The sequence below is a fragment of the Xenorhabdus japonica genome (assembly GCF_900115195.1).
GTDB classification, from domain to species: domain Bacteria; phylum Pseudomonadota; class Gammaproteobacteria; order Enterobacterales; family Enterobacteriaceae; genus Xenorhabdus; species Xenorhabdus japonica.
On the sequence record NZ_FOVO01000017.1, the window covers coordinates 15841 to 41651 of the forward strand.

The 25811-nt window shown below is 40.4% G+C and carries 23 protein-coding genes; 10 read left to right on the forward strand and 13 right to left on the reverse strand.

Annotation, left to right across the window (positions count from 1 at the left end):
- The first annotated feature begins 8 nt into the window (after positions 1-8).
- The 5 genes from BM135_RS08505 (at position 9) to BM135_RS08525 (ending at position 5970) form a co-directional block, all read left to right on the forward strand.
- Complete coding sequence (locus tag BM135_RS08505; RefSeq protein ID WP_245737339.1) at positions 9-713, forward strand: fimbrial biogenesis chaperone; 705 nt, start codon at positions 9-11, stop codon at positions 711-713.
- Positions 714-813: 100 nt separating this feature from the next.
- The gene (locus tag BM135_RS08510; protein WP_092519330.1) at positions 814-3375 is read left to right on the forward strand and encodes a fimbria/pilus outer membrane usher protein; all 2562 of its coding nucleotides are present in this window, start codon (positions 814-816) and stop codon (positions 3373-3375) included.
- 51 nt (positions 3376-3426) lie between these two features.
- Positions 3427-4422 (forward strand): fimbrial protein, encoded by a 996-nt coding sequence (locus BM135_RS08515; RefSeq protein ID WP_092519331.1) that lies wholly within the window; start codon positions 3427-3429, stop codon positions 4420-4422.
- Positions 4423-4954: 532 nt separating this feature from the next.
- Positions 4955-5770, forward strand: a complete 816-nt coding sequence (locus BM135_RS08520) for a class I SAM-dependent methyltransferase (RefSeq protein ID WP_245737340.1) — start codon at positions 4955-4957, stop codon at positions 5768-5770.
- A complete protein-coding gene (locus BM135_RS08525; protein ID WP_092519332.1) occupies positions 5764-5970 on the forward strand; it encodes a hypothetical protein in 207 nt (68 codons plus the stop codon). The genes BM135_RS08520 and BM135_RS08525 overlap by 7 nt, the downstream gene beginning before the upstream one ends.
- 168 nt (positions 5971-6138) lie before the next feature.
- Here the strand turns inward: BM135_RS08525 and hrpA are convergent, their stop codons facing one another.
- Positions 6139-10059, reverse strand: coding sequence for an ATP-dependent RNA helicase HrpA (hrpA, locus tag BM135_RS08530; protein WP_092519333.1), 3921 nt, complete (start codon positions 10057-10059; stop codon positions 6139-6141).
- Between the two features lie 369 nt (positions 10060-10428).
- Between hrpA and BM135_RS08535 the strand changes: the two genes are divergently transcribed.
- The gene (locus BM135_RS08535; protein WP_092519334.1) at positions 10429-11067 is read left to right on the forward strand and encodes an FMN-dependent NADH-azoreductase; all 639 of its coding nucleotides are present in this window, start codon (positions 10429-10431) and stop codon (positions 11065-11067) included.
- A gap of 23 nt (positions 11068-11090) precedes the next feature.
- Here BM135_RS08535 and BM135_RS08540 read toward each other — a convergent pair whose 3' ends face one another.
- Genes BM135_RS08540 through BM135_RS08550 form a run of 3 tightly spaced genes read right to left on the reverse strand, consistent with a single transcriptional unit; the run spans position 11091 to position 14306 of the window.
- The gene (locus BM135_RS08540; protein ID WP_339385092.1) at positions 11091-11438 is read right to left on the reverse strand and encodes a YdbL family probable chaperone protein; all 348 of its coding nucleotides are present in this window, start codon (positions 11436-11438) and stop codon (positions 11091-11093) included.
- A gap of 10 nt (positions 11439-11448) precedes the next feature.
- Positions 11449-11634: a YnbE family lipoprotein gene (locus BM135_RS08545; RefSeq protein WP_175486039.1), complete on the reverse strand. Its 186-nt coding sequence runs from the start codon at positions 11632-11634 to the stop codon at positions 11449-11451.
- 35 nt (positions 11635-11669) lie between these two features.
- The gene (locus tag BM135_RS08550) at positions 11670-14306 is read right to left on the reverse strand and encodes a YdbH family protein (RefSeq protein WP_092519336.1); all 2637 of its coding nucleotides are present in this window, start codon (positions 14304-14306) and stop codon (positions 11670-11672) included.
- 253 nt (positions 14307-14559) lie between these two features.
- Here BM135_RS08550 and BM135_RS08555 point away from each other — a divergent pair, with 253 nt between their 5' ends.
- A complete protein-coding gene (locus BM135_RS08555; RefSeq protein ID WP_092519337.1) occupies positions 14560-15555 on the forward strand; it encodes a 2-hydroxyacid dehydrogenase in 996 nt (331 codons plus the stop codon).
- 696 nt (positions 15556-16251) lie between these two features.
- Here BM135_RS08555 and ghoS read toward each other — a convergent pair.
- The 5 genes from ghoS to BM135_RS08580 all read right to left on the reverse strand — a co-directional run bounded on the left by ghoS (position 16252) and on the right by BM135_RS08580 (position 19502).
- On the reverse strand, positions 16252-16563 hold the full coding sequence (gene ghoS / locus BM135_RS08560; protein WP_092519338.1) for a type V toxin-antitoxin system endoribonuclease antitoxin GhoS: 312 nt from the start codon (positions 16561-16563) through the stop codon (positions 16252-16254).
- 328 nt (positions 16564-16891) lie between these two features.
- Positions 16892-17326, reverse strand: a complete 435-nt coding sequence (locus tag BM135_RS08565) for a YcgN family cysteine cluster protein (RefSeq protein ID WP_217644294.1) — start codon at positions 17324-17326, stop codon at positions 16892-16894.
- Between the two features lie 18 nt (positions 17327-17344).
- Positions 17345-18001, reverse strand: a complete 657-nt coding sequence (locus BM135_RS08570; RefSeq protein WP_092519340.1) for a fumarylacetoacetate hydrolase family protein — start codon at positions 17999-18001, stop codon at positions 17345-17347.
- A gap of 67 nt (positions 18002-18068) precedes the next feature.
- Positions 18069-19166 (reverse strand): lytic murein transglycosylase, encoded by a 1098-nt coding sequence (locus tag BM135_RS08575; protein ID WP_092519341.1) that lies wholly within the window; start codon positions 19164-19166, stop codon positions 18069-18071.
- Between the two features lie 51 nt (positions 19167-19217).
- Positions 19218-19502, reverse strand: coding sequence for a YcgL domain-containing protein (locus BM135_RS08580; protein ID WP_092519342.1), 285 nt, complete (start codon positions 19500-19502; stop codon positions 19218-19220).
- A 160-nt stretch (positions 19503-19662) separates the two neighbouring features.
- Between BM135_RS08580 and minC the strand changes: the two genes are divergently transcribed.
- From minC to minE, 3 genes are read left to right on the forward strand one after another with little or no spacing between them, the layout of a single operon-like run.
- Positions 19663-20346, forward strand: a complete 684-nt coding sequence (gene minC, locus BM135_RS08585; RefSeq protein ID WP_092519343.1) for a septum site-determining protein MinC — start codon at positions 19663-19665, stop codon at positions 20344-20346.
- Positions 20347-20369: 23 nt separating this feature from the next.
- Positions 20370-21197 carry a septum site-determining protein MinD gene (gene minD, locus BM135_RS08590; protein ID WP_092519344.1) on the forward strand — a complete coding sequence of 276 codons (828 nt, stop codon included), beginning with the start codon at positions 20370-20372 and terminating at the stop codon, positions 21195-21197.
- Positions 21185-21454: a cell division topological specificity factor MinE gene (minE, locus tag BM135_RS08595; RefSeq protein ID WP_045970705.1), complete on the forward strand. Its 270-nt coding sequence runs from the start codon at positions 21185-21187 to the stop codon at positions 21452-21454. Before minD ends, minE begins: the two co-directional genes overlap by 13 nt.
- Positions 21455-21747: 293 nt before the next feature.
- On the opposite strand, the gene rnd is transcribed toward minE, so the two are convergent.
- The 4 genes from rnd to fadD all read right to left on the reverse strand — a co-directional run bounded on the left by rnd (position 21748) and on the right by fadD (position 25811).
- On the reverse strand, positions 21748-22905 hold the full coding sequence (gene rnd, locus BM135_RS08600; protein WP_092519345.1) for a ribonuclease D: 1158 nt from the start codon (positions 22903-22905) through the stop codon (positions 21748-21750).
- Positions 22906-23363: 458 nt separating this feature from the next.
- Positions 23364-23486: a cold shock small protein YmcF gene (gene ymcF, locus BM135_RS17385; protein ID WP_245737343.1), complete on the reverse strand. Its 123-nt coding sequence runs from the start codon at positions 23484-23486 to the stop codon at positions 23364-23366.
- 6 nt (positions 23487-23492) lie between these two features.
- Positions 23493-23705, reverse strand: coding sequence for a transcription antiterminator/RNA stability regulator CspE (gene cspE, locus BM135_RS08605; RefSeq protein WP_092519346.1), 213 nt, complete (start codon positions 23703-23705; stop codon positions 23493-23495).
- A gap of 414 nt (positions 23706-24119) precedes the next feature.
- Positions 24120-25811 (reverse strand): long-chain-fatty-acid--CoA ligase FadD, encoded by a 1692-nt coding sequence (gene fadD / locus BM135_RS08610; RefSeq protein WP_092519347.1) that lies wholly within the window; start codon positions 25809-25811, stop codon positions 24120-24122.

Below are 25811 nucleotides of genomic sequence, written 5' to 3' on the forward strand. Positions count from 1 at the left end.
AAAATTTATTGTTTGGAGCAGCCATTTTGAAATACTTTCGCATTTTAATTCTTATTTTCATCTACATTTTCAGTACCAATATTGCCCTTGCAGGTGTTGTGATTGGTGGCACACGCGTTGTTTATATTAGTGATCAAAAAGAAACATCCATTTCTATTAACAATCCAGAAACTGATATTTCTTATCTCATTCAATCGTGGGTTCAAGGCGAACATGATGAAGCTAAAGTGCCTTTTATTATCACCCCCCCGCTTTTTAAATTAACGGCTGGGAATGAGAACATTTTACGCATTGTTAAATCTGGAAATAATTTACCAAATGACAGAGAATCTTTATTCTGGCTTAACATCAAATCTATTCCTGCTACAAACAAGTCAGAACAAAACCAATTGCAAATCACAGTGAAATCTCGGTTTAAATTATTCTATCGTCCAGCCAATTTAGTGGACAACGCCAGCGTGGTTTATAAAGAACTGAAGTTCAAAACTGATGGGCATAAACTGATCGCTAATAACCCAACGCCCTACTATATTTCTTTTTCTGAGCTATCTACCGGTAATGGTGCAAAAAATTATGAAATCCAATCAGCTGGAATGATTCCGCCTTTTGGACAAGCAAGTTGGGATATTCCTATTAAAAACATCAATCAAGTGGCCTGGAAAACGATTAATGATTTTGGCGGTATAACGCCAGAAGAAAAACGCACGTTCTGACCAAAAAATTATAAAATCTACATATACCTAATAACTTTTAAGATATAGCTTGAAATATAGCGGGTATATAAAAACTAGAAAACTATCTTAGAAAATCATCATGGATAAATATCGACATTATCTTCAACAAAACATTTCTGATAGTTGGGTGTTATTTATCAAGCTAAGCTTACGCTATTTATACAGAAAATTTTTTATCTGTATATTTTTAATCACATGGTTTTGGTCACATACCAATAAAGCTTATGCTGAAGAGTATTTCAATATCAATGCATTGGAAACCCACTCAGGATTTCCTAAAGATATTGATCTATCTGTTTTTACTCAAGATGATCAACAACCACCTGGGCGTTATTGGGTAGATATCTATCTAAACCGAGAAAAAGTAGATACCGGTAATATTGATTTTGTTATTGTAAACAATAAGCTTTTTCCTAAACTCAAGATACAGCAGCTCAAGGAAATGGGAGTGAATATTGACTTATTCCCATTATTGCGCGATCTGCCGCAAGAAACAGAACTCACTGATCTTGGTCAGTATATTCCATCCGCATCGTCTTCTTTTGATTTTAAGCACCAACGGCTGGATATCAGTATTCCACAAGCTGCGTTAAACTACCAAATCAGAGACTATGTTCCTCCTCATTTATGGGAGCAGGGATTAACTTCTTTGTTGGTTAATTATAATTATAGTGGTTCCATGACTTGGCAGGATAATTACTCTGGTTCGACGACGAATCATTTTCTTAATCTCAGAGCAGGTGCAAACTGGGATGCATGGCGTTTACGGAATTATTCTACCTATAGCAGTCAGAATAAAAAATGGCAAAGCCTTACTACTTATCTCCAACGAGATATTCATGTATTAAAAAGCCAGTTAACACTAGGAGATAGTTATACATTTTCCCCTATTTTTGATAGTTTCCAATTTCTTGGAATACAGTTAGCTTCTGATGACAACATGTTGCCTGATAGCATAAAAGGTTTTGCTCCGACAATTAGGGGAGTTGCGCAAAGTAATGCCCAGGTTACCATTAAACAAAGTGGTTACATTATTTATGAAACCTATGTTTCTCCCGGGCCTTTTGTCATTAACGATCTCTATCCAACTATTGCTACTGGCGATCTGGAAGTCATTGTCAAAGAAGCCGATGGAAAAGAACATCGTTCTGTGCAAACCTTTTCTACTGTGCCCATCATGTTAAGAGAGAATGGCCTGCATCATTCGCTGGCTCTGGGAAAATACCATTCTAATTCCCAGCAAGGTAAAGAACCTTATTTTATGCAGGGTACGGTGATTTATGGTATTTCCAACCGTGTCACAACATATGGTGGAACAACCATCGCAAAGGACTATCAATCCATAGCTTTGGGGACAGGTTATAACCTTTCTGATTGGGGGTCTCTGTCTTTTGATGCGACTTATGCCAAAACTAATTTTATCTCTAATTCCAGTGGTTATGGGCAATCCTATCGTTTCCAATATGCCAAAGATATTTCTAAAATCGGCACTAATGTTACCCTAACAGGTTATCGTTATTCGACTCAAAATTTTTACGATTTCAAAGAAGCCAATGAGTTAGATACAACCAATAATGGCCATTACCACGCCAATAAGCGAAGTAAATTGCAGCTACACATCAACCAAAATCTGGGTGATTGGGGCAGCGTTTATTTATCTGCTTTTCAACAAGATTATTGGTATCAAAAAGGTTATGAGAGGAATATCAGTGTTGGCTATGGTACGAATTACAATTCTATTAATTATAATCTGAACTATTCATACAGTGTTCTTCCCGGTTCAAATCACAATGAGCAGATTGTGTCATTCAGTATTCAAATTCCTCTTGAACACTGGCTAAAAAACAGCTGGACAAGCTATAACATGACCAGTAGTAAAAATGGTGATACTTCTCATCAGCTCAGTTTAAATGGTAGTGCTCTTGAAGATAACAATCTGATTTATAGTATTCAACAAAGTTATTCCCGTCACAATAAAACCAGTGGCGGAAGTATCAATGCCGAATATAAAGGAGCATTTAGTCAGATCAGCGCGGGTTACAATTATGATGAACACTCTAATCAGCTGAATTATGGGTTAAATGGTGGGTTAGTTGTCCATCCTTACGGAGTTACCTTTTCTCAATCTCTTGGTGATACGTTGGTGTTGGTGCGTGCCAATGGCGCTCAGGGAATTAAAGTACAAAACCATATCGGCATTAAAACTGACCGGAAGGGTTATGCCATTGTGCCTTATGTTAGCAGCTATCGAAAAAACCGTATTTCTCTGGATACGCATTCAATGGGCAATAATGTTGATATTGATATCAACACACAAACCATTATCCCAACCAGTGGTTCACTAAGTCTGGCTAATTTCCAGACTCGCATCGGGCATCGTGTTTTGTTAACGCTTTCTCATAATGGTAACGAGGTTCCATTTGGTGCAATAGCAACGTTAGAGCAGAAAAATAATATAGATGAAGCCAATAGCGCTATTGTCAGCAATGATGGGCAAGTTTATCTCAGTGGGATTCCCAAATCTGGCAACATATGGGTGAAATGGGGACATAAAGAAATACAAGAGTGCCGTGTCAATTATCGACTATCTGATGAAGAACCTGCTTCAGGTTTGTATATGGTTGAAGCATCTTGCGAATAACAAGATCGACACATTCTTTAATATGCAATTGAAAATAGTGGAAATTATTCTATGGCCAACAAATTAAAATTATTATTGGCAAGTACATTTTTCATTGGCACGATGAGTAGCTTTGACAGTTTAGCGAATTATTATTGCCAATATTCTACGGGTTTTGTACCCGGCAGGACTCCGGTTTCTTTTGGTACAATTACGGTTCCTCGGAGTCATCCTATCGGAACAACCATTAAAGAAATACGTCTGGATCAAGTGGATGAAAAAGGTAATATCGTTCTCTGTAATACTCCCACCCACACAACATGGGAAGCCCCTGATCTTGCATCTGCAAACTATAACTATGATGCTATTTATGAATCTGGTGTTCCGGGAGTTGGTATCCGCATTAATACGTGGGCACCGGGTTATGGTATTGATTGGCTACCCAGAACGGCGACCAATCCATTCACTTGTCCCCCACCGAGGCAATTTCAACGGGGAAAACAATATTGTGGTAAATCATGGGGTTATTTAACAGTTCAGTTAATCAAGATTGCGCCAATAACCGGTTCAGGAGCCGTCAGACGGGTGAACTTAACTCGTGCTAAATTAGGTTATGATACTCTTGTTCACACTTTCTATTTGTCGAATACGTATATCATGACTAAAGGCTGTTCTCTCAGTCAAAAGGTGGTTCCAGTCAATATGGGAGATATTAAAAAAAGTGATTTTCGAGGTATTAACAGTACGGCGGGCATGCGGCATTTTAATATCAAAATAGAGTGTGATGCTAATGTAAATGTTGGAGTGACTCTGGATGGAAACCCTGCAAATTGGAATACCAAAAATATTTGGGCATTAGATTATAGTGACAACGTCACGGCAACAGGAGTCGGTTTGCAGATATTGTATCTAAATCGCCCCGTATCAAACTCCCCGTTTATATTTGGTTCCAGCCAGTTAGGTGGAAATATAACAATTCCATTGCAAGCCCGTTATGTTCAGACGGGTGCGGAAATTACACCGGGCAAAGCAAATGCCACAGCAACAATCACGTTAACTTACCAATAAACTCTCGCCCTCCATAACAGCAATATTATTGTTATGGAGGGATATTAAAATTGCCTTAGAAACTGCCCGTCTGCGACCTTTTGGCTCTGTCGCCATACATAATCGCTTGGCTGTGCCCAATAAATGTGTCGATTAACGATAAACACGGGTGATTGCTAATGATTTAAAATTCCGACTATTTTCGATTAACTTCTGGTGTCAGAGAGACATAAATTTTGGCAAAAATCATCAACGCCGCAGTAAAATTCTTCTAAAGTAATCATAGCCTGAAGGTCCCCACTATTTTGTTTTCTTTGATAAAAACTTTGATCTTGCCTCAAGTGCTTTAATTCCCTTCTTAAGCGAAATTTAGGTAAATTAGCTTGAATGTAACCACAAAATACGGATCGCATATCATCAGGAAAATTTAATTTCTCTTTTTTTAATTTACTCCGGGGAATAGTGACAGATCTTACTCTTTCCGAACCATATCTGCCTTGAGCAAAAATAGGTGGAATCGTAAAGGATTAAGCTGTTAATTCATTATATTGTCATGAGTGGGTGGTTAATTATTATGCGTTCAACTCAATCTTCGGACTCTTCATCTGCCAAGGAAAAACAGGCCAATTTATCTAAATTTGATCCTGCAACGTTTGATAAATATGCAGAACTCTATGAAAGAATGATCTCTTGGCCTTATCGTAAGGAATTAGAGCTTCCAACGTTAGAAAAATTACTTGGAGATCTCTCTGGTTTAAATGTGCTGGATTTCGGGTGTGGGCCTGGTGTAATTTCGCGCTGGTTGAATGAGCAAGGAGCAAAATGCATTGTTGGTCATGATATTTCCGAAGGCATGCTTAATTATGCCCGCCGACGTGAGGAAAAAGAGCAGCATGGAATTCACTATATTTCAAAGATTAATGAAAATTATAACGTATATTTCGATGTAGTCCTTGCTGTTTATGTGATGCCTTGTGCGGCTAACTACGAGGACTTAATGGCGATGAGCCAAACCATGGCCAGAGTGTTAAAACCGGGTGGTCGGCTGCTCACACTACCTATCCACCCTGATTTCAATTCAGATCCGGAATATTATCGCCCCTTTGGCTTTCGTCTGATTGAAGAGCAACCGCGCACGGACGGTAGCTCCCTTCGGCTTCACATCTGCCAGCCACCTTACGATGTTGATATACAGGCCTACTATTGGTCGCGTCCGACACTGAAAAATACGTTACAGCAGGTCGGTTTTCAGACTGTAAACTGGAAATCGTTGAATGTGTCGGCCAACACTCTGATCTCGAATCTTTCATCCTACGTTCAATGTCCACATGCAGCCATTCTTGAATGTATCAAGGGGGATGCATGTTAATCAATTCTGACCAGCCTTCTTTCTCCCATAAGTCCAGGTTGTTCTATCTGCCAGATTACTTCCTCGGATTGGAAGGTCCTTGGCAACAGCCATTCTTGTGGGGCGGTCCCCGTCGTTCCACGCACAATGAAATCCCCTGCGTGCAGGGAACGCACCGTAGTGAAATATTATTGACCATTGTTGAAATGCTGTTTAGTTAGTTTTAGTGTTTTTTGGGGTTATTGGTAGTAGTTAAAAGTATGTTGTAACTAACTAGGTTGATAATCGAAAAAACGGGTAATAAAAATATTATCCATCTTTTCCAAATAAAAATTTTAAGTAAAACTCACGATTAGGGTTGTAGTCATTTGACTACAACCCTATACATATCACGATGCAATATTTTCCATTACCTGCAAAATACGCTTGTCTGATATTGGGTACGCAGTACCCAGTTGCTGGGCAAACAAACTGATCCGAAGCTCTTCAATCATCCAACGAACTTCTTTTACTTCCGGCAATTGTTTCTGTTGGATTGAAAGTTTTGCCAACCATTGTTGCCATTGACGCTGGATATTCTCAATCCTGCTCATATGTGCTCTATCCTTGTTAGGATCCACTGCTAATTTTTTCAGTCGGCGCTCAATTCCATTCAAATAGCGCAGAACATTTGCCAAACGCTTCCAACCGTGGGAAGTCACGAATCCATTAAAGACCAAACCAGAAATTTGTTCTTTGATATCCGATAATGCCAGTGCGAGGGAAATATCTACCCTCCCTTTAAGACGCTTATTGATATTAAAGACTGCTGTCAGGATCTGTTCTACTTGTTTGGCGATATCAACTACTGCATCATTCAAATCAGCACGAACTTTATCCTGTAAGCTGGAAAATGCCTGTTCACTCCATGCCAGGCCGCCATTTTCTGAAATCAACCTATCAACACCACAGGAAATACAATCATCAATCAAATCCAACACTTTTCCATATGGATTGAAATACAGCCCCAGTTTAGATTTATTCGGTAATTTTTCATGCAGATATTTAATCGGGGATGGAATATTCAGTAATAGCAAGCGGCGCGTTCCTTCCCACATTGCATGCTGTTGTTCGGATTCGGTTTCGAACAATTTAATTCCGATACAGTCCTTTTCATCCACTAATGCCGGAAATGCCTTAACGGAATAACCCCCGCGCTTCTGCTCGTAGCAATCAGGCAATTCACCAAAGCTCCAGATATGTAATCCACTTTGCTCTATGCCATCGTCTGCAACCGCCGAAAGTGTTTCCTGAACTTTTCCTTTCAATTTCAGCTTCAATACTGACAGATCTTTCCCTTCTGCTAACGGTTTATTTTTTTCACCTGTTCTTTTCTCTCCAAGAATGCGGAATGTGATCTTTAGGTGTTCAGGCACTTGTTCCAATTGCCAGTCATCACGTGACACCGTCACTCCCGTCATGCGACGTAATTCTTTCTCAAGGCTGTCCAGTAAAGGAGCCTGAGGTTGTGTAACCCGCTCCAGAAATGCCTGCGCATAGTTAGGTGCCGGGACAAAATTACGACGTACTGGTTTTGGTAGTGATTTAATCAATGCAACAACTAATTCATGGCGAATGCCCGGAATTTGCCAATCAAATCCTTCATCCTTGACCTGATTCAATATCGGTAAAGGAATATGTACGGTAACGCCATCAGCATCAGTTCCCGGTTCAAGTTGGTAACTCAAGCGGAATTTCAAGTTATCTTGATACCAGTAATTCGGGTAATCCAATGCACTGACTTTGTTTGCATCTCCCTTGATCAACATACTCTTTTCAAAGTTGAGTAATTCCGGTTGATTTTGACTGGCAACTTTCCACCAGCGATCAAAGTGACGCGATGAAACAACATCTTTACCAATTCGCTGATCATAGAAACTAAACAAAATTTCATCATCTACCAGAATGTCCCGTCGACGAGATTTATGTTCCAGTTCTTCTACTTCTTCACGCAATTTCAAATTAACGCGGAAAAATGAGTGGCGAGTTTGCCAATCACCTTCTACCAAAGCATGACGGATAAACAATTCGCGGCACAGTATAGGGTCTATTAGGCTATAATTGACCAATCGCCCTGTCACAATTGGCAGTCCATACAAGGTAACTTTTTCTGTTGCCATCACCGCACCCTGAGACTTCTGCCAGTGCGGTTCACTATAGTGCTTTTTGATTAGATGAGCAGCCAGTGGTTCTACCCACTCTGGTTCGATCCGTGCCGCAATCCGTCCCCACAGGCGACTGGTTTCCACTAGTTCAGCAACCATTCCCCATTTAGGCGACTTTTTAAATAATCCGGAACCAGGAAAAATAGAAAAATGGGCATTGCGTGCACCAGTATATTCCTGTTTATCCGTATCTTTCTGGCCAATATGGGATAATAACCCTGTCAGCAAGGCAACATGGATACTGCGATAATCGGCTTCCTGAGCGTTGATCGGTAAACCAATTTCTTTTACAACTTGCCTGAGCTGAGTGTAAATATCCTGCCATTCTCTAACACGGAGATAGTTCAGATAATCTTGACGGCAAAGTTTGCGGAACTGAGAACTGGAAAGCGCTTTTTGCTGTTCTACCAGAAAATCCCACAATCTCAAGAAAGCGATAAAATCTGAATCCTTATCTGCAAAACGGCGGTGTTTTTCATCAGAAGCCTGCTGTTTTTCTAACGGCCTTTCCCGTGGATCTTGAATCGATAGTGCTGAAGTAATCACCATCACTTCGCGAACACAACCATGCTTCTTGGCTTCCAGTACCATGCGAGCCAGCCGGGGATCGATAGGCAACTGAGCCAATTGGCGTCCCATTGAGGTCAAGCGATAAGTCGCATCTGACAATGACTCTGGGTCAATAGCTCCCAACTCTTCCAATAGGCGAACACCATCTTGAATATTGCGTTTATCCGGTGCCTCAACAAATGGGAATGCGCTGACATCTCCCAAACCAATAGAAGTCATTTGCAAGATAACGGAAGCCAGATTAGTACGCAGGATTTCAGGATCAGTGAATTCTGGGCGTGACAAAAAATCATCTTCCGAATAAAGGCGAATACAAATCCCGTCTGAAACACGACCACAACGCCCTTTTCGTTGGTTGGCAGATGCCTGCGATATAGGTTCTATAGGCAAGCGTTGTACTTTGGTTCGATAGCTGTATCGGCTAATGCGTGCAAAACCTGTGTCGATCACGTATTTGATGCCAGGCACAGTCAATGATGTTTCCGCCACGTTAGTGGCCAAAATAATACGACGACCAATATGAGGCTGAAAAATTCTGTTCTGTTCACTGTTAGACAACCGAGCAAAAAGTGGCAGAATTTCGGTATGCGGGAAATTTTGTTTATTAAGTGCATCCGCCGTATCACGAATTTCTCGTTCACTGCTCATGAACACTAGTATGTCACCAGCGCTTTCACGTCCCAATTCATCTACTGCGTCAATGATGGCTTCAAGCTGATCCCGATCACTGTCATTATCATCACTAGCCACGGGACGATAGCGCACTTCAACCGGATAAGTACGTCCAGATACTTCAATAATTGGCGCATTGCTAAAATGGCGGGAGAAACGTTCAGGATCAATGGTTGCAGAGGTAATTATGACTTTCAGATCAGGCCGCTTTGGCAATAATTGACGCAGGTAACCGAGAATAAAATCGATATTTAAGCTGCGCTCATGAGCTTCATCAATAATCAACGTATCATATTGCAATAACAAACGATCTTGTTGCAATTCTGCTAACAAAATACCGTCAGTCATCAATTTGACTAAAGTATTTTCACTGACCTGATCATTAAAACGAACTTTATAACCGATCGTCGAGCCAAGTACTGTTTCCAATTCATCCGCAATGCGATTAGCAACTGAACGTGCTGCCAAACGACGAGGTTGGGTATGGCCGATCAGCCCTTTGACCCCTCTTCTCAATTCAAGGCAGATTTTGGGGATTTGGGTCGTTTTACCCGAACCGGTTTCCCCGGCGATGATAACGACCTGATTATCCCTAATGGCTTTATAGATATCGTCTTTTTTCTGGCTAACTGGTAGATTTTCAGGATATTGAATCGAAGGACATGCGACCTGACGATTTATGACTTTCTGTTTTGCAGTAGTAATATCCGCAGCAATAGATTGTGCTACAGCCTGCAAGGAGGCTTGATTCTTTATTTTTGCTGCTCCATGCAGACGTTTTCTTAAACGGAACTGATCGCGCAGCGATGTGTGATCAAGTTCAGCGAATAATTCAGCAAATGGTGCTGTCAAAGGTGATTCCACGTGATAAATCCTTGTGACGTTTTTAACTGAGTAGCGCTGTCTTTGCAGGCTCAGAGGATAGTTCTTTATGATTTAAATATTAGAAGTGTAACATATCTTATGCAATTCCATGTACTCCACACATCGCGCCCAAAAGATGCCATCTGCCTGTAATGATGATGTTCTTCCTGCATTGCTTCAATGAATTTGAATGTATATCTCAAAATATTGAGCTATTGACTGAACAACTCTCTATATAAAATATGATGCATAAGCGATATTATCAATGAAGTTATTAGTATTTCAGATAACTCGCGTTGTAAATAATGAGAATTACAGATCACTCGAATTGTAAGTAGCTAGAATTGTAAATAAATAAGGAAGTAAAGAATGAGTAAAGTACTAGTTCTGAAATCCAGCATCCTGACGCAATATTCCCAAAGCAGTCAACTGGCCGATTATTTTGTTGAAAAGTGGTTAGCCGATCATCCAAAGAACAACATCACTATACGCGATCTGGCTGAAAACCCAGTTCCAGTACTAGATGGAGAATTAGTCAATGCCTTGCGCCCAAACGGTTCTGAATTGACAGAGCGCCAACAATCAGCATTGACGCTGTCAGATGAGCTAATTGCAGAGTTACAAGCACACGATGTTATTGTAATCACCGCACCAATGTATAATTTTACTATCCCCACTCAACTAAAAGCCTATTTTGATCTGATTGCCCGTGCTGGCATGACTTTCCGTTATACTGAAACAGGCCCTGAAGGGTTGTTGAAAGGCAAACGTGCCATTATTTTAACCAGCCGTGGCGGCATCCACAAAGACAGCCAAACAGATGTGATGACACCATACTTACGCATTTTTCTCGGATTTATCGGTATTACAGATGTGGAATTTGTATTTGCTGAAGGTTTGGCTATGGGTGCAGAATCCGCTAATCAAGCACATCAAGATGCGCATAACGTGATGAATGGGATCATAGAGAAAATAGCACAAAAACAGTCCGAAGAAATCATTGCTTAATAAAGATTATTTTAACAAAAATGCTATTTAATAAAGAAATAAGCGCGCCACATAGCGCGTTTATTTCTGTACCCAGTGACCATTAATGCCGATCCTGAAACAGCACGGCTTACCAATTTTTCTCCCACTATTTTTGCGACTTGCTCTATTGTCATGTTATTTTGAGCCGCGATCTCAGCATATTTCTTTTTACGCTCATCATTAATTTTTTTAACCATTGATTGAGCATCTTGGGTATTTTTTACTGGTGCCAAATAGCCACTGAATGTCTCCCCCACCAGCCTTTGTTGTTTTGCTTCACTCAGCGTCATACCCACAGCAGAAGAGCTGAACAGCAGACTCAACACAAGTATCACTCCGACTTTTTTCATATTCCAGCCCTTAGAATAAGTTAGAGTTATTTTTAAACATATCTTCAATTTGCCTGTCGACCTTAATATGAATTTCATGCTCGATCTTTACGTTCATGTTTATATTGATGGGCTTATCCGGTGTTGCTACTTCCAGTCTGACACAACCCACCAATGCCATATTAAGTAAAGCCATACTGACCAACATCACACTCATTTTGAGTGTCGGCAACTTGAATCCAAAATTCATTATCATTTATCACTCCCATTCATTACAGATATATTTTTCTGTAACCATTCTTCCAGATTACTGCCAAACCGCAGGCTACGCCATAACTGAAAAATATTCTCCTCATGATGATAATTCAGCCTAACTTCACGTTTTTTATCTACCATAGGATTCACTCCGCTAATTTCTGAATGTAATGTCAAGATCCCTAAATTATCGAGGGTAACATAGGCTTTTGAACGACTGATCTCCAAATAACGCAGCCAATCCATTGCCATACCTGCTGATAAGTCATTATTTCCTATAGAGTCAACTGTATCCTTATCCAATCTCAGTGTCAGATAGCCTTCATTAGATATCCATCCTCGCGGAATAATCCAACGTCTATCATTAAATAATACGGGTAATTCACCGCTAATCCTCCCTGACATCGCTATTTGTTTAACTTTTAATACGCCAAACAACTTACTCAAACTCAGTTTATTAAACCGTAATACAGCAGCTTCTTTTTGTGGAATCTGTAATCGCTCTATGTCTAATTTACCATCCAGCATATCCACATTCACGTTAGTCAGTTTCAATGGCTGATTATCAGTTGGTGGATAGTAGCCCAATAGATCAGCTGCTACATTTTGCATCTCAAACAACCCATTAATTGTTTTGATCCGCAACTGAACGGGAGATGCCAGCCCTAATTGCCATGTATGCTCTTGTAAACGCCAAGGTAAAATAAAATTCAGGCCATCAATTTCTCCATTTTTCAGCCACATACCTGCATCTTTTACCACCCAATGACCACCAGCACGCAATCCCTGTCCCTTTGCTGCCGAAAAAGCAGCTTGGGCATAAATATTTCCACCACGCACGGTAATACCCAAATCTGGCGGAATCAAGGATTGAAAGGCTAATAAAGATTGTCTCGGCCAATGAGCTTTTCCTCTCAATCGCTCCCCATCCCAACGGCTATAAAATGGAATGGGACCAATACCCTTAGAATACAGCTTGCCATTCATTATAAAATTATTCGGGGATTCTCCTGCAAGCGTGGCATTAAAATCAAAAGGAGGAAGAAAGCCTCCAGAGTGAAATTCTGTTTTCTGAACAGATAACTGTAAATCTCCGGTTAAGTTACAGCGATTTGCCGCACGCTCCCAAATTATCGGTTTGGTTAGTTTTAAACGCGGTACTTGCATCTTCACGAGGCCATACTGAATAAGATCAAAGCCGGTATTTAATGCATCTACCGTTATCTGTGATTGGTTCCAACTTCCTTTACCCGCGATATCCCATTTGGCTTGCAACGGAGGTAAATTTCCACCTCCCCAATAACGCCAATTCCAATTCCCCTGATCGGGTATAAAATCTTTTGCAGAACCATCCATATGGAGTTTAAATTTCCCCCAATAACTGTCTTGTGCCGTCAAAATGGCCTGAAGACGGCCTGTAAAGCCATTACGAGTCAAATAAGTACCCGCCAAAGGTAACCGGGCTTCTTTGACCGTAAATGTTTCACTGATTTTCCCCCATGCCCTAAATAAAGCACCTGAACGAAAAGTAATTTTGGGGTCAACTAAAGGCCCTGTGACAACAGCAGGTAATGACATGGCCATCACCATCTGACCACCATTCATTTGCCCAGTTAACTGAAATGGAATATGAGCGTTAGCTATATTGATTGGTGTCGGTTTTACGGAAAGAACAATATTGCCTTTACCCTGATCATTTTGAGTGAGCAGATTAATACGCCCACTGACAGACATACCAAGCAAGCCTTTTTTCCATTGTTCAAGTGTAATATTCACCCCACCAGATAATACTTGGTTAGCTTCTAACCATTGCCATTTACCATTAACTATCCGGAACTGCGTTTCGTCGAATGACCAAGGTAATTCTGCCAGCATCTGCTTATTTTTTTCTTCAATAACAGTGAGCAGCCCACTCTGCCCCTGCCATTTCAATACCAGTTGCAATGGATCCGGATATTGGCTCAGAGATAAGCGCGTTATAATTTGTCCTTGCTCTGGTAGCGTTGCAATATTCAAGGGCAATGTAATATTGCCATTCAGGGAAATCACCTGTTCAGGTAACTTGATAAAAAAACGCTGAATAATGAGATCTTGTTTATCTGTAACATGCGCATTGAGTTCTAATTTCTCACCTTGATAAGAGAGTATTTGCCCCTGAGGTGATGAGATTAATTGGAGTTTACCAGCAAATTCCGTCCAAGGCGTGAGAGACAGACGATCAACAGTAAGATTAATCGAAGGTAGCGCGGATAATATCTCTTGAACAGATAATGGGGTCGATTGCTTTTCCCCGACAGGTAATTGCGCCAAACACTGACTTTGACTATCAATATTGGCAGCATGAATATTCCAGTAGCGATCTTCACTCTTTTCCTTGGATATTTCCCTGAATAAATACTCTACAGATAACCCTGAGGCATTGATCCACTCACACTCTTTTGCTTTTAATGATAGCTCATCTAACCATAATGTATTCTTTGCCCACCGAGGCTGGCTCAAAGAAAAAGTGACTCCCTGTGGTAACCAATGACTGGCAATCAATGGCAACCAGCGTGGAAGTGTATACCATCCCGACAGCGCCGATAAAGCCAGCAGTATCACTACCACTGCAAACACTTTGAGTATTTTTGCCATTAAATCCTTATCCCTTCTTTATCAACCTGAGAACAACTTCCTGTTATGATAATCTCATATCAGGTTCTAAGCCGGTTTATTATATAAGCTATTGCTGTGAATAGCTTATCAGGCGATTTATTCGAGTATAGCGAAAAATTAATGCTTAGAACCCTCAATAGACGTCATTATTGCCAGCAGTTTTGCAGCAAAGTGAATTCAATAATTGGTTCGGATGATTCTATAGTTACTGTATTATGGTGGAGATGTTGTTATGAAATTAGTTGTTTACAGTACAAAGCAGTATGATCGTAAGCATTTTGAAATGCTCAACCAAAAACTTGGTTTTGGCTATCATATTGAGTTTTTTGATTTTCCCTTAAGTCCACAAACTGCCAAAAATGCCGTTGATGCGGATGCTATTTGTATCTTCGTCAATGATGATGGTGGGCGCGAAGTGCTGCAAGAATTGGCAGAGATGAACATCAAGGTCTTGGCATTACGCTGTGCCGGATTTAACAATGTAGATCTGGATGCAGCGAAAGAATTAGGTATTCAAGTTGTTCGAGTACCTGCTTATTCTCCTGAATCTGTTGCCGAACACACGGTTGGATTAATGTTATGCCTTAACCGACGTATTCACCGAGCTTACCAACGCACCCGCGATGCCAATTTTTCCCTTGAAGGATTAACTGGTTTCAATATGTATAAACGAACTGCGGGCATTATCGGAACGGGAAAAATCGGTCTTGCAACTTTACGGATTCTGAAAGGTTTCGGTATGCGTTTACTGGCACATGATCCCTACCCCAGTTCTGAAGCCTTGGGTATGGGTGTAGAATATGTGGACTTAGATACCCTATATGCTGAATCTGATGTGATCTCCCTGCATTGCCCCATGACACCAGAAAATCATCACCTGTTGAATGAAACAGCATTCAGCAAAATGAAAGATGGCGTGATGATCATCAATACCAGCCGAGGCGCTTTAATTGATTCCATTGCAGCCATTAATGCGCTGAAACAACAAAAGATTGGGGCATTGGGCATGGATGTTTATGAAAATGAAAGAGATTTATTTTTTGAAGACAAATCAAATGATGTTATTCAAGATGATATCTTCCGCCGCTTATCTTCTTGCCATAATGTCCTGTTTACTGGTCATCAGGCATTCTTAACTGAAGAAGCATTAACCAGTATCAGTGAAACGACTTTGCAAAATATTCAGCAATTGATTTCCGGAAAAACTTGTCCGAATATTGTTGAATAATCTTCAATATTTGGAAACCGTACGTGGCAGATTGCCCAGTATCAACTGGGTAATCGAAAAATACCAACGAATTCAAACAATAAAACCCCGCCAAGGCGAGGTTTAGGGTTAATTTTCTATTTTATTCTTATGACAACATAATTCCAATCATCAATGTTACTGTAATCCAAACCCCTACAAACGTTACATAGCTTATCCATCTGTTATTCATTTTGCTTTCCCTCATTATCAAACAAACGTCCATAGCTGCACGGTAGTGGTCCTAACTGTCTGACATAGAAAAACGACAAACAGTAGTTCATATATATTTGGTATGCAGCATAAGTTCCATACTAATATTTATTACAACAGGCATAAAATTAGCTAATTTGTTGTAATAATAAGACAATGCTTAGGTAATAAATGACTTCATTCAAGATTGGGTTTTTCAATTTAATATACGAACTATGACAATATATAAGAAAAAACGTCCAAAGTGGAGAATTGTGGCAAATTAACAAATACTCTACGGAAGAAAATATTAACAATAGGCGTAGGTAGTTGTATAGAATAATGCTGATTGTAATGTTAAGTTATACATTGATTAATCCCTAATTAATATATTTCAGAAAATATCAACAGCAACATAAAAAAACTCTATATTTGATGGCAATAAAAAACCCCACAAAGCGAGGTTTCTCTCATTGTTTTAATAAATTACTCACCTGAACCAGATTCAGTACGCTGTTTTTCGGGATATAGCGATGCACTCCAGTTACTATAAGTACAGACGAATATCGAAGGATCTCTGTTTGAAAATGGCATAGCCATAGATTTGATTTTTTCCGCCAACTCAATAGATTCCATCGTCGAATTTCCGATATAAGTCCCACTAGGCAGGTGATGCCATTTTCCGTTAGGAAAACGGATAGATTGACTGAATTGATTAGCCGTCATCCTTTTATGGAGTTTTTCATAACCGTCAGAACCAGTGCCATAAAGTTCCACGCGAATCAAATAACTTGCCATTTTTCTTTCCTTGTTTTGACTATTGCCTTGTTATGACTATTGAACAAACAAGTTATCAGTTTTGCTTTATTATTTAAAGTCAGAAAAATGAGAAAAAAATCCGATACTTATAGCAATTTCAGTGCTAGCGCACTAATGTCTCTGGAATTAATATTCTAATAAGAGTGAATTACATACGGTATGAATCTAATACATTAAATCAAATGTGGAATAGGTAATCTTTGAAAAGTGCCATCAAGAGTAACCTCTTTGTTCTTCTTCATAGCACTTTTCAGTTTATTAGCAGCAAAGTCCCTTTTAGATAAATTAATTTATATCAAAAAAATAACTATTCTGGTCTTAAGATATGGTCTTCCCAATTCACCACATCCGCTTCACGTACAGCAATATGCCTAACAGAAATAAGCTCCACATGCATTGCCGATTTTGAACCTCTGACCAATGGATGCCACGGAAGAAGTTTTCTCCCCTCACCAACCAGACGATAAGCACATGTCTTTGGCAACCATTCAAAAGTATTCATGTTCTCACGGGTCAATTTGATACAGTCAGGTTCGTATCTGAAACGATCCTCATAATTCTTGCACTGGCAGGTTTTAATATTCAGTTGATTGCAGGCAACATTAGTGAAATAAATTTCATCTGTATCCTCATCCATCAACTTATGCAGGCAACACTGGCCACAGCCATCACATAGAGCTTCCCACTCTTGGTCTGTCATTTGTTCTAGGGTTTTCACCTGCCAGAAAGGTTGAGACATAATTTCTGTCATTCCTCGTGGTTAAATCACTCTGGTTGTCAAAACGTGTTCATTGAGAGAAACGTTTAATACATCACCAGATTGTAGTGGCCCTACGCCTTCGGGTGTTCCCGTCAAGATAATATCGCCCGGGCGCAAGGTAAAAAAGCGTGACATATAGCTAATCAACGGAATGATAGGCGTTCGCATGTCACTCGTATTGCCGTTTTGGCGCAATTCGCCATTTACAGCCAAAGAAAGCTGGATATTTTGTGGATCTTCAAAAGCACTAACTGGAATAAACCCTGATATCGGGCATGATCTGTCAAATGCTTTGCTTTTTTCCCAAGGCTGTCCTGATTGTTTAAATACACGCTGCAAATCACGTAATGTCAAATCCAGTGCAACTGCAAAGCCTGCAATCGCCTGACTGACTCGCTCTTCATTGGCATTCTTGAGTGTCGAACCAATCAAGACTGCCAATTCTATTTCGTGGTGCACAGAACCCAATTCCTGCGGGATAAAAATAGGTTGACATAGATCACACAGCGCCGTTTCAGGTTTGATGAATATCACCGGCTCTTCAGTGGATTGGGAGCCCATCTCTTTCATATGCTTGTCATAATTACTGCCGACACAAACAACTTTATTAGCAGGAAAATCCAACAATACGCCCTGCCAATCCCGATGCTGGTACATAACATTCTTCCTTTATCTTGTATTCAAACCCGATAATCTCAAATTGGATACTTTCAAGATCCGATTTTCAGTGAGTGAGGAAATTAGTACTTTGCTTAATGCCGTCCGCCATCATACCAACACTGAGTGCAAAATAGTAAGAACGATTCCAATGCATGATAGTGCGGAAATTTTGTGTTACCCAGAATGCTCGGTGTTCCGGATCATCAGTAATGACTATCCAACCTTTAGTATTTACAGGCAGATTAGCAAAATGCGGGGATGAAATCCCCAATGCCTGCCATTGGGCAATGGTTTTTCTCTGTACGGGTTTAATGCCTTCCAATGCGGTATTAAAGCCGGCGGGTAACGAAATGGCATATCCCCAGGGTAAATCTTGTTGCCACCCTTCCTTATGCAGATAATTGGCAGTCGAGGCAAAAACATCCTCTTTATTATTCCAAATATCAATTTTGCCATCATCATCACCATCAGCCCCATACGTTAAATAAGATGTCGGCATGAATTGACTTTGCCCCATGGCACCTGCCCAAGAGCCTTTTAGCGTTTGATTTTCATTGATATATTGATTTTCAATTATTGTTAACGCTGCCAATAACTGTTTTATAAAAAACGCTTCCCGACGTCCCTCAAAAGCCAAAGTGGATAATGCCGAAATGACATCTTCTTTTCCCTGAATTTTCCCAAAACCACTTTCTAAACCCCACAGAGCAACAATGTAGGCTTTGGGTATACCGTATTCGCGGCTTATCCTTTCTAACTGAGGTTTATTGTCTTCGTATTGTTTGGCACCCTGTTCGATCTTCCAGGCTGGCAAGGCGCGCTTTAAGTAATCATCCAGAGTGACTTTTTTTTCTGGCTGGTTACGATCAGATTTAATGACACGCGGAATAAAATGGATATTGGCAAATGCCCGATCCAAAGTTTTTTCACTGATTCCTTTCTCCCGAGCTTGCTGTCTCAGCAAAGCCACATAAGCAGGAAACTGTGATGGCTCACGGGAATTCAATGGAAAATCGTGCCCCAGTACCCTGATTTCTGCTTGAGATAACGAAGTCAGCATGGATTGATTATACAATTGTTTGCTATTTGATTTACTACTTGATGTACCACACCCCACCAACAGAGTTGCTGTCAATAAAGTTAGCCCAGTGATTAATTTCATAAATCAGCTCCTCAATTCTGGATCAGCTCAGGATCAGGCCGTCGCCAACAATTATTGTTGCTTGGATAGCTTATTTGAAGCCAAATGTTCATTGATCAAACTTTCTACAGACGGTGGTACTTGCAGGTAAAAACCTTGTTCATTCAATGCGGTTTTTACTTTTTCAATATCAGCATTCGCTAATTTTTTTCTTTCAGATAATGAAATCATCATTGAATATTGAGATTCCCCAAATGCCTTTAACAGATCTTCAGGAACGCGTGAAAAATCACCTTTTTTTTCAATATACAGATATGTTTGGTCACGTTTTGAACTTTTGTAGATTACACAAATCATTGTCATAAACTCTTTTAAATTAACTCTGCGACTTGCTTGAATAATTCACTAACTATAACATGCTTATTATATTTAAGAATATCGTCTCCCAGAGACGGTTCTAGGAAAATGTTAGTGTAAACTACTTTGGGAAACTTAACCTTGCTGAGTCAAAATATCGATGTCACAATCGCCAATTGAGCTAAAAGGCAGTAATTTTACGCTTTCGGTCGTTCACTTGTATGATGATCAGCCGGAAGTTATTCATAGAGCCATGCAGGAAAAAATGGAACAAGCACCTGAATTCCTGAAAAATGCTCCCATTGTTATCAATATATCAGCTCTCCCTGTTGGTGCAGATCTTCCTGCACTCCACCGAGCTATTGAATCAGTTGGGTTACGCATTGTTGGTTTCAGTGGTTGTCAAAATGAAGAACAACGAAACATTGTTCTAAAATCAGAACTTCCTTTATTGAAAGAAGGTAAAAGTCAGAAAGTTCTTACACAAGAAAATAAACCCACCGAACCTATTTTCAAAAAAACTCGTATAATTAATACACCTGTTCGTTCAGGACAAAGAATTTATGCGCCAAACAGTGACCTCATTGTGACAAATAATGTGAGTGCTGGTGCAGAATTAATCGCTGATGGAAATATTCATATATATGGTGTGCTGCGTGGACGAGTATTGGCAGGCGCATCTGGTGATCAAGAAAGCCAGATTTTCTGCACCCATTTAAACGCTGAACTCACCTCTATTGCAGGTCAATATTGGATCAGCGAAAAAATCCCGGAGAGTTTTGTTGGTAAAGCAGCGAAATTACGTCTGGTGAACAATGAATTAACTATTGAAACCTTAGTCTAGCCCTTATAACAAGGAATCGCTTCATGGCACGCATTATTGTTGTTACATCTGGTAAAGGTGGCGTTGGCAAAACCACTTCAAGCGCGGCCATTGCTACCGGTCTCGCCCAAAGAGGAAAAAAAACCGTCGTTATCGATTTTGATATCGGCTTACGAAACCTCGACCTAATTATGGGCTGTGAACGCCGAGTGGTTTTTGACTTCGTGAATGTCATTCAAGGTGATGCCAGTTTGAATCAAGCACTTATCAAAGATAAGCGAACAGAAAATCTATACATTCTGCCCGCCTCCCAGACCCGTGATAAAGAAGCCCTCACCCGAGATGGCGTCGAGAAGATTCTGAATGAATTGGATCAACAGGGATTTGATTTCATTATCTGTGATTCACCTGCAGGTATTGAAAGCGGCGCATTGATGGCACTCTACTTTGCCGATGAAGCAATTATTACAACAAATCCGGAAGTTTCTTCTGTTCGTGACTCTGATCGTATTTTAGGTATTTTGGCGTCCAAATCACGCCGTGCAGAGCAAAGTAATGATCCTATCAAGGAGCATCTTCTACTTACACGTTATAACCCAGGACGCGTAAACCGTGGTGATATGCTGAGCATGGAAGATGTACTGGAAATTCTGTGTATCCCTTTGCTTGGTGTCATTCCAGAAGATCAATCTGTTCTCCGCTCATCCAACCAAGGAGAACCCGTCATTTTGGACAAAGATTCTGACGCGGGTAAAGCATACGAAGATACTGTTTTACGTTTACTCGGTGAAGAACGGCCTTTTCGTTTCATCGAAGAAGAAAAAAAAGGCTTTTTAAAACGCCTGTTGGGGGGTAACGCATGGCTTTGTTAGATTTCTTCCTGTCGAGAAAAAAACCGACAGCCAATATCGCCAAGGAGCGGCTACAAATCATCGTGGCAGAACGGCGCCGTGGTGACTCTGAGCCTGCCTATTTGCCCGAAATGAAACGGGATATTCTGGCTGTAATTTGTAAATATGTACAAATCGATCCAGATATGCTTTCTGTACAGTTTGAGCAAAAAAATGATGACATCTCTGTACTGGAACTTAATGTAACATTACCTGAGGTTGAGGAATCGCCAAAATAACAGCCTCAAATGGCGCTATTTAATTTAAAACGGTGATTTTTCAAGAATAATAAATCGGGATACTAATGCATCCCGATTTAACATTCAGACACATATTTGATCGATATCTTTTTACTGAGCCTTTCACCTGTTTTTCCTCTTCTCGCATTTCCTTCTGATATTCACTATACGATTAACGAATAATGGACTATCTTCCCTACCTGATATACAGGCGGGGAATTTAAATCACATATTAAGGCTACATATTAAAACTACATATTAAAACCATATATCCAAAAGAGGTATGATCATTACTATTCTGAATAGCTTGCCAATATTTCAGTTATAGGTTCAGCCAGCAATCTGCCACGCCAGCCCCTGATTAACTCAGGTTGATACTCCGGCGATTTCAATTTCCAATGCCAGCAAAGTAATTGATTGATTTGACGGCGGGAAGCCAATAGCTCTGCACTGAAATGATGGGATTCCCCTATTTGAGTGACTAATGATTTAATTTCCTTGAACACCTTGCGATAATCGGGATAATCAATCAAATTTATAATTTGAGCCGGACACTCTTCTTCTAGAGTATCCCTGCTCTCCACAACCATCGCCAACAATCGGCGACCATGACAACGAATTTCTTGCCCACTCAATCCCAAGGCGTCCAATTCTCCCAAAGAAGTTGGCATATAACGGGCAACCTGCCATAAATTTTCTTCACGGATCACGAAATTGACCGCCAGATCACGCTCCCGTGCCTGATTTAATCGCCATGCAGCCAATTTTTTCAAACAAGCTAATTGCCTTGGACGCAATTGCCATGCGTTACCAATATCTTTATAAGCAGATTCCGGCATCTGTATTTTTTTGCGGCGTTGGGCTATCAAATTGCTTTCATCTTTTGCCGCATCCAAATATCCCGCCAGCTCTGTTTTTTCTATCAAAATATCGGCGAGCGGTAATAAATAGTAGACATCTGCCGCAGCGTATTGACATTGTTTTCCACTCAATGGACGAGCCAACCAATCAGTGCGGGATTCACTCTTATCCAATTCAATATGTAAATACTCAGCAACCAATGTTGCAAATCCACATGATATGGGGTGACCAATAAACGCTGCCAGTACCTGAGTATCAATCATGGGTTCTGGCAAGCACTGGAAGCTATTACTAAAAACCTCCAAATCTTCACTACCAGCATGGATAAGTTTCAATACATTTGGGTTGGTTAATAGCTCCCTAAAGGGCTGCCATTGCGAAATTTCAAGGGGATCAATCAGAGAAAGCTGTTCGCCATCAAACAATTGTATCAAACCTAATTGGGGATAGTACGTCCGTGTACGTACAAATTCAGTATCTAGTGCAACTCTTGCGTGTTTCTTTGCCTGCTCACAGATTGACTGCAATTGGGCATCGGTAGTTATCAGCTGGTAACTACAATTAGACAACAAAATATCCTTTAAATACATTATATTACATAGCCATAAATTCTAAAAAACTCAACAATGTACACAGTTATGTACAAACAATAAAAATCTCTAAACATCCTTTACTCGGATAGCTGTTTCTATAGTATTAGACATGCTTTCCACTTGCCACAATTTTGATAAATTCAAATCTCACAATATCAAACAGACATCTAAGACAAGAGATGCAAACTGGAAAGTAAACCCATTACAGATTTGGGATAATACTGCATCTAAATCTGCACTATGCAGGAGTTAAAGACGAGAAATCCCGTGTTTAGATAATTTATTGATTTTACTTACTTCTGTCACTGTGCCAGAAATTAATGGAATCAAGGGGTTGGGAAAAGACCACGCAATTCACGACCTTGATACTAGACATGACTAAAGACGCCCCCACGGATTTCAGGCAACAAAAAACCCCGCATTTGCGAGGTTTAACTATCTGAATGTATGCCTATTTAAACAGGCAACATAACTGATTTACAAAAAATACATTTTGCTCCGTATGGATTACTCTCTGATACATCAAAGAGATATTTCCGACACTGTGAGCCTTTACAACATGGACATCTGAAATAGATGTCGCCTTAGAGAGCCACTACATTTGCAGCCGCTGGGCCTTTCATACCATTTTCGATGGTAAATGAAACTTCTTGCCCTTCATTTAAACTTTTAAAATCATTGCCTTGGATTGCAGAATAGTGAACAAACACATCTTTGCTGCCATCTTTTGGAGAGATAAAACCGAAGCCTTTATCGTTATTAAACCATTTTACTAAACCAGTCATTGTATTAGTCATATGAATTCCTTTAAATTTTTTGAGTTGCCGCAAGGCAGAATAAGGTTTGTTTTTAATTTGTACGTACTTATGGGAACTAATTAGAAGGAATTCGCAATGAAGGGATATCAAAGATAACGCTAAATGGTGAACTGCTTTAAACTTGCTTGTCATAAATAGGTCTGTACTTCCAAACCGATAACGCCATTAACTCACATCTTCACTAATATAGCAAACTTTATTTTCTATCTCGCTTTCTAAAACATCATTCTTTTAGCATTCATAAAACATGCACAACAATGTCGGTAAAAACCGACGTTGTTGATGTAATAGGCAATCTTAAAACATTTCATTTATCTCTATACCCACCTCTTTCAAGCGGTTGCAGTGTAGCCGCCTATATGTAAATCGATGGGGATATAGCAATAAACATAATCAATTTGTAGTAACATTATTCACTTTTGCCAATTCTTCATTGCGTAGCTCTTTACGAAGAATTTTACCTACATTGGATTTTGGTAACTCATCGCGAAATTCAACGAGTTTCGGCACCTTATATCCTGTCAGGTAACGACGGCAATGCGTTTTGAGTTCATCCTCTGTCAGGCTGGGATCTTTACGAACCACAAATACTTTGACCGTCTCTCCTGAGTTTTCACTCGGAACGCCCACTGCTGCCGACTCTAACACTTTAGGATGGGAAGAAACAACATCTTCTACTTCATTTGGATAGACATTAAATCCGGAAACAAGAATCATGTCTTTTTTCCGATCAACAATGTGGAAAAAACCTTTTTCATCTATGTTGGCAATATCCCCAGTTGCTAACCAGCCGTCTTTCAGCACCTCGTCCGTTGCATCAGGGCGGTTCCAGTAACCTTTCATTACCTGTGGCCCACGTACCCACATTTCACCTGCTTCGCCCAGTGAAACTTCATTATCATCACTCCCTACCAGCTTAATTTCTGTTGAAGCAACGGGGAAGCCAATACTGCCACTGTAATAAGACAAGTTATGTGGATTAGCAGCAACCAGAGGAGAACATTCTGTCAGCCCATAACCTTCCAATAGATGGCAACCCGTCAGGTTTTGCCATTTTTCAGCCACCACTCTTTGCACAGCCATGCCGCCGCCAACAGATAAACGTAATGAGGAGAAGTCCAGCTTCAGGAATTCCGGATTATTTAGCCAAGCATTAAATAGTGTGTTAACACCCGATAGCGCAGTAAAGCGATAACGAGATAGTTCCTTGACCGTACCGCTTATATCGCGAGGATTGGTAATCAACAGATTTTGCCCGCCCAATTCTATGAAGAACAAGCAGTTTATTGTCAAAGCAAAGATATGGTACAACGGCAATGCAGTTACCACTAACTCTTGTCCATACCTCAGCAACGGAGAATAACTGGCTTTGGCCTGTTCGAGGTTTGCCAGCATATTACGATGAGTCAGCATTGCACCTTTGGCTACGCCTGTGGTTCCGCCCGTATATTGCAGAAAAGCCAGATCCTCACCTTTCACATCCGGTTTGACATACTGCATGCGGTAGCCTTTTTGCATCGCACTACGGAACGAAATGGCATCCGGTAAGTGATACTTAGGCACGAGCCGTTTGACGTATTTAACAACGAAATCAACAAGAGTTCCTTTGGGACGGGAAAGTTGGTCGCCCATGCGTGTTAAAATAACGTGCTTGACCTGCGTGTTGAAGACAATCTTTTCCAGGGTATGTGCAAAGTTAGAAACGATAACAATAGCAGATGTCTCACTGTCATTAAGCTGATGTTCCAATTCACGCGGGGTATAGAGTGGGTTAACATTTACAACAATCATACCTGCACGCAGAATGCCAAATAATGCTACGGGGTATTGCAGTAAATTTGGCATCATTAGTGCCACGCGATCCCCTTTTTTCAACCCCAATCCATTCTGTAAATAGGCAGCAAACGCGCGGCTACGCTCTTCCAATTTACGGAACGTCATTACCTCGCCCATATTGATAAATGCGACTTGATCGGCATAATGCGCCACAGCATTTTCAAACAGTTCAATCAACGACGAATAACGGTCGGGATCGATTTCTGCCGGAACATCTGCCGGATAATGTTTTAGCCAGATTTTTTCCAA

Bases quoted from the DNA above. Each gene is read 5' to 3' on its own strand.
- BM135_RS08535 (WP_092519334.1), top strand. From the start codon at position 10,429: ATGAGTAAAGTACTAGTTCTGAAATCCAGCATCCTGACGCAATATTCC.
- BM135_RS08520 (WP_245737340.1), top strand. From the start codon at position 4,955: ATGAGTGGGTGGTTAATTATTATGCGTTCAACTCAATCTTCGGACTCT.
- BM135_RS08525 (WP_092519332.1), top strand. From the start codon at position 5,764: ATGTTAATCAATTCTGACCAGCCTTCTTTCTCCCATAAGTCCAGGTTG.
- minD (WP_092519344.1), top strand. From the start codon at position 20,370: ATGGCACGCATTATTGTTGTTACATCTGGTAAAGGTGGCGTTGGCAAA.
- minC (WP_092519343.1), top strand. From the start codon at position 19,663: ATGTCACAATCGCCAATTGAGCTAAAAGGCAGTAATTTTACGCTTTCG.
- BM135_RS08575 (WP_092519341.1), bottom strand. From the start codon at position 19,166: ATGAAATTAATCACTGGGCTAACTTTATTGACAGCAACTCTGTTGGTG.
- BM135_RS08545 (WP_175486039.1), bottom strand. From the start codon at position 11,634: ATGAGTGTGATGTTGGTCAGTATGGCTTTACTTAATATGGCATTGGTG.
- BM135_RS08540 (WP_339385092.1), bottom strand. From the start codon at position 11,438: ATGAAAAAAGTCGGAGTGATACTTGTGTTGAGTCTGCTGTTCAGCTCT.
- BM135_RS08550 (WP_092519336.1), bottom strand. From the start codon at position 14,306: ATGGCAAAAATACTCAAAGTGTTTGCAGTGGTAGTGATACTGCTGGCT.
- rnd (WP_092519345.1), bottom strand. From the start codon at position 22,905: ATGTATTTAAAGGATATTTTGTTGTCTAATTGTAGTTACCAGCTGATA.
- BM135_RS08510 (WP_092519330.1), top strand. From the start codon at position 814: ATGGATAAATATCGACATTATCTTCAACAAAACATTTCTGATAGTTGG.
- ghoS (WP_092519338.1), bottom strand. From the start codon at position 16,563: ATGGCAAGTTATTTGATTCGCGTGGAACTTTATGGCACTGGTTCTGAC.
- BM135_RS08580 (WP_092519342.1), bottom strand. From the start codon at position 19,502: ATGATTTGTGTAATCTACAAAAGTTCAAAACGTGACCAAACATATCTG.
- cspE (WP_092519346.1), bottom strand. From the start codon at position 23,705: ATGACTAATACAATGACTGGTTTAGTAAAATGGTTTAATAACGATAAA.
- minE (WP_045970705.1), top strand. From the start codon at position 21,185: ATGGCTTTGTTAGATTTCTTCCTGTCGAGAAAAAAACCGACAGCCAAT.
- BM135_RS08555 (WP_092519337.1), top strand. From the start codon at position 14,560: ATGAAATTAGTTGTTTACAGTACAAAGCAGTATGATCGTAAGCATTTT.
- BM135_RS08570 (WP_092519340.1), bottom strand. From the start codon at position 18,001: ATGTACCAGCATCGGGATTGGCAGGGCGTATTGTTGGATTTTCCTGCT.
- BM135_RS08515 (WP_092519331.1), top strand. From the start codon at position 3,427: ATGGCCAACAAATTAAAATTATTATTGGCAAGTACATTTTTCATTGGC.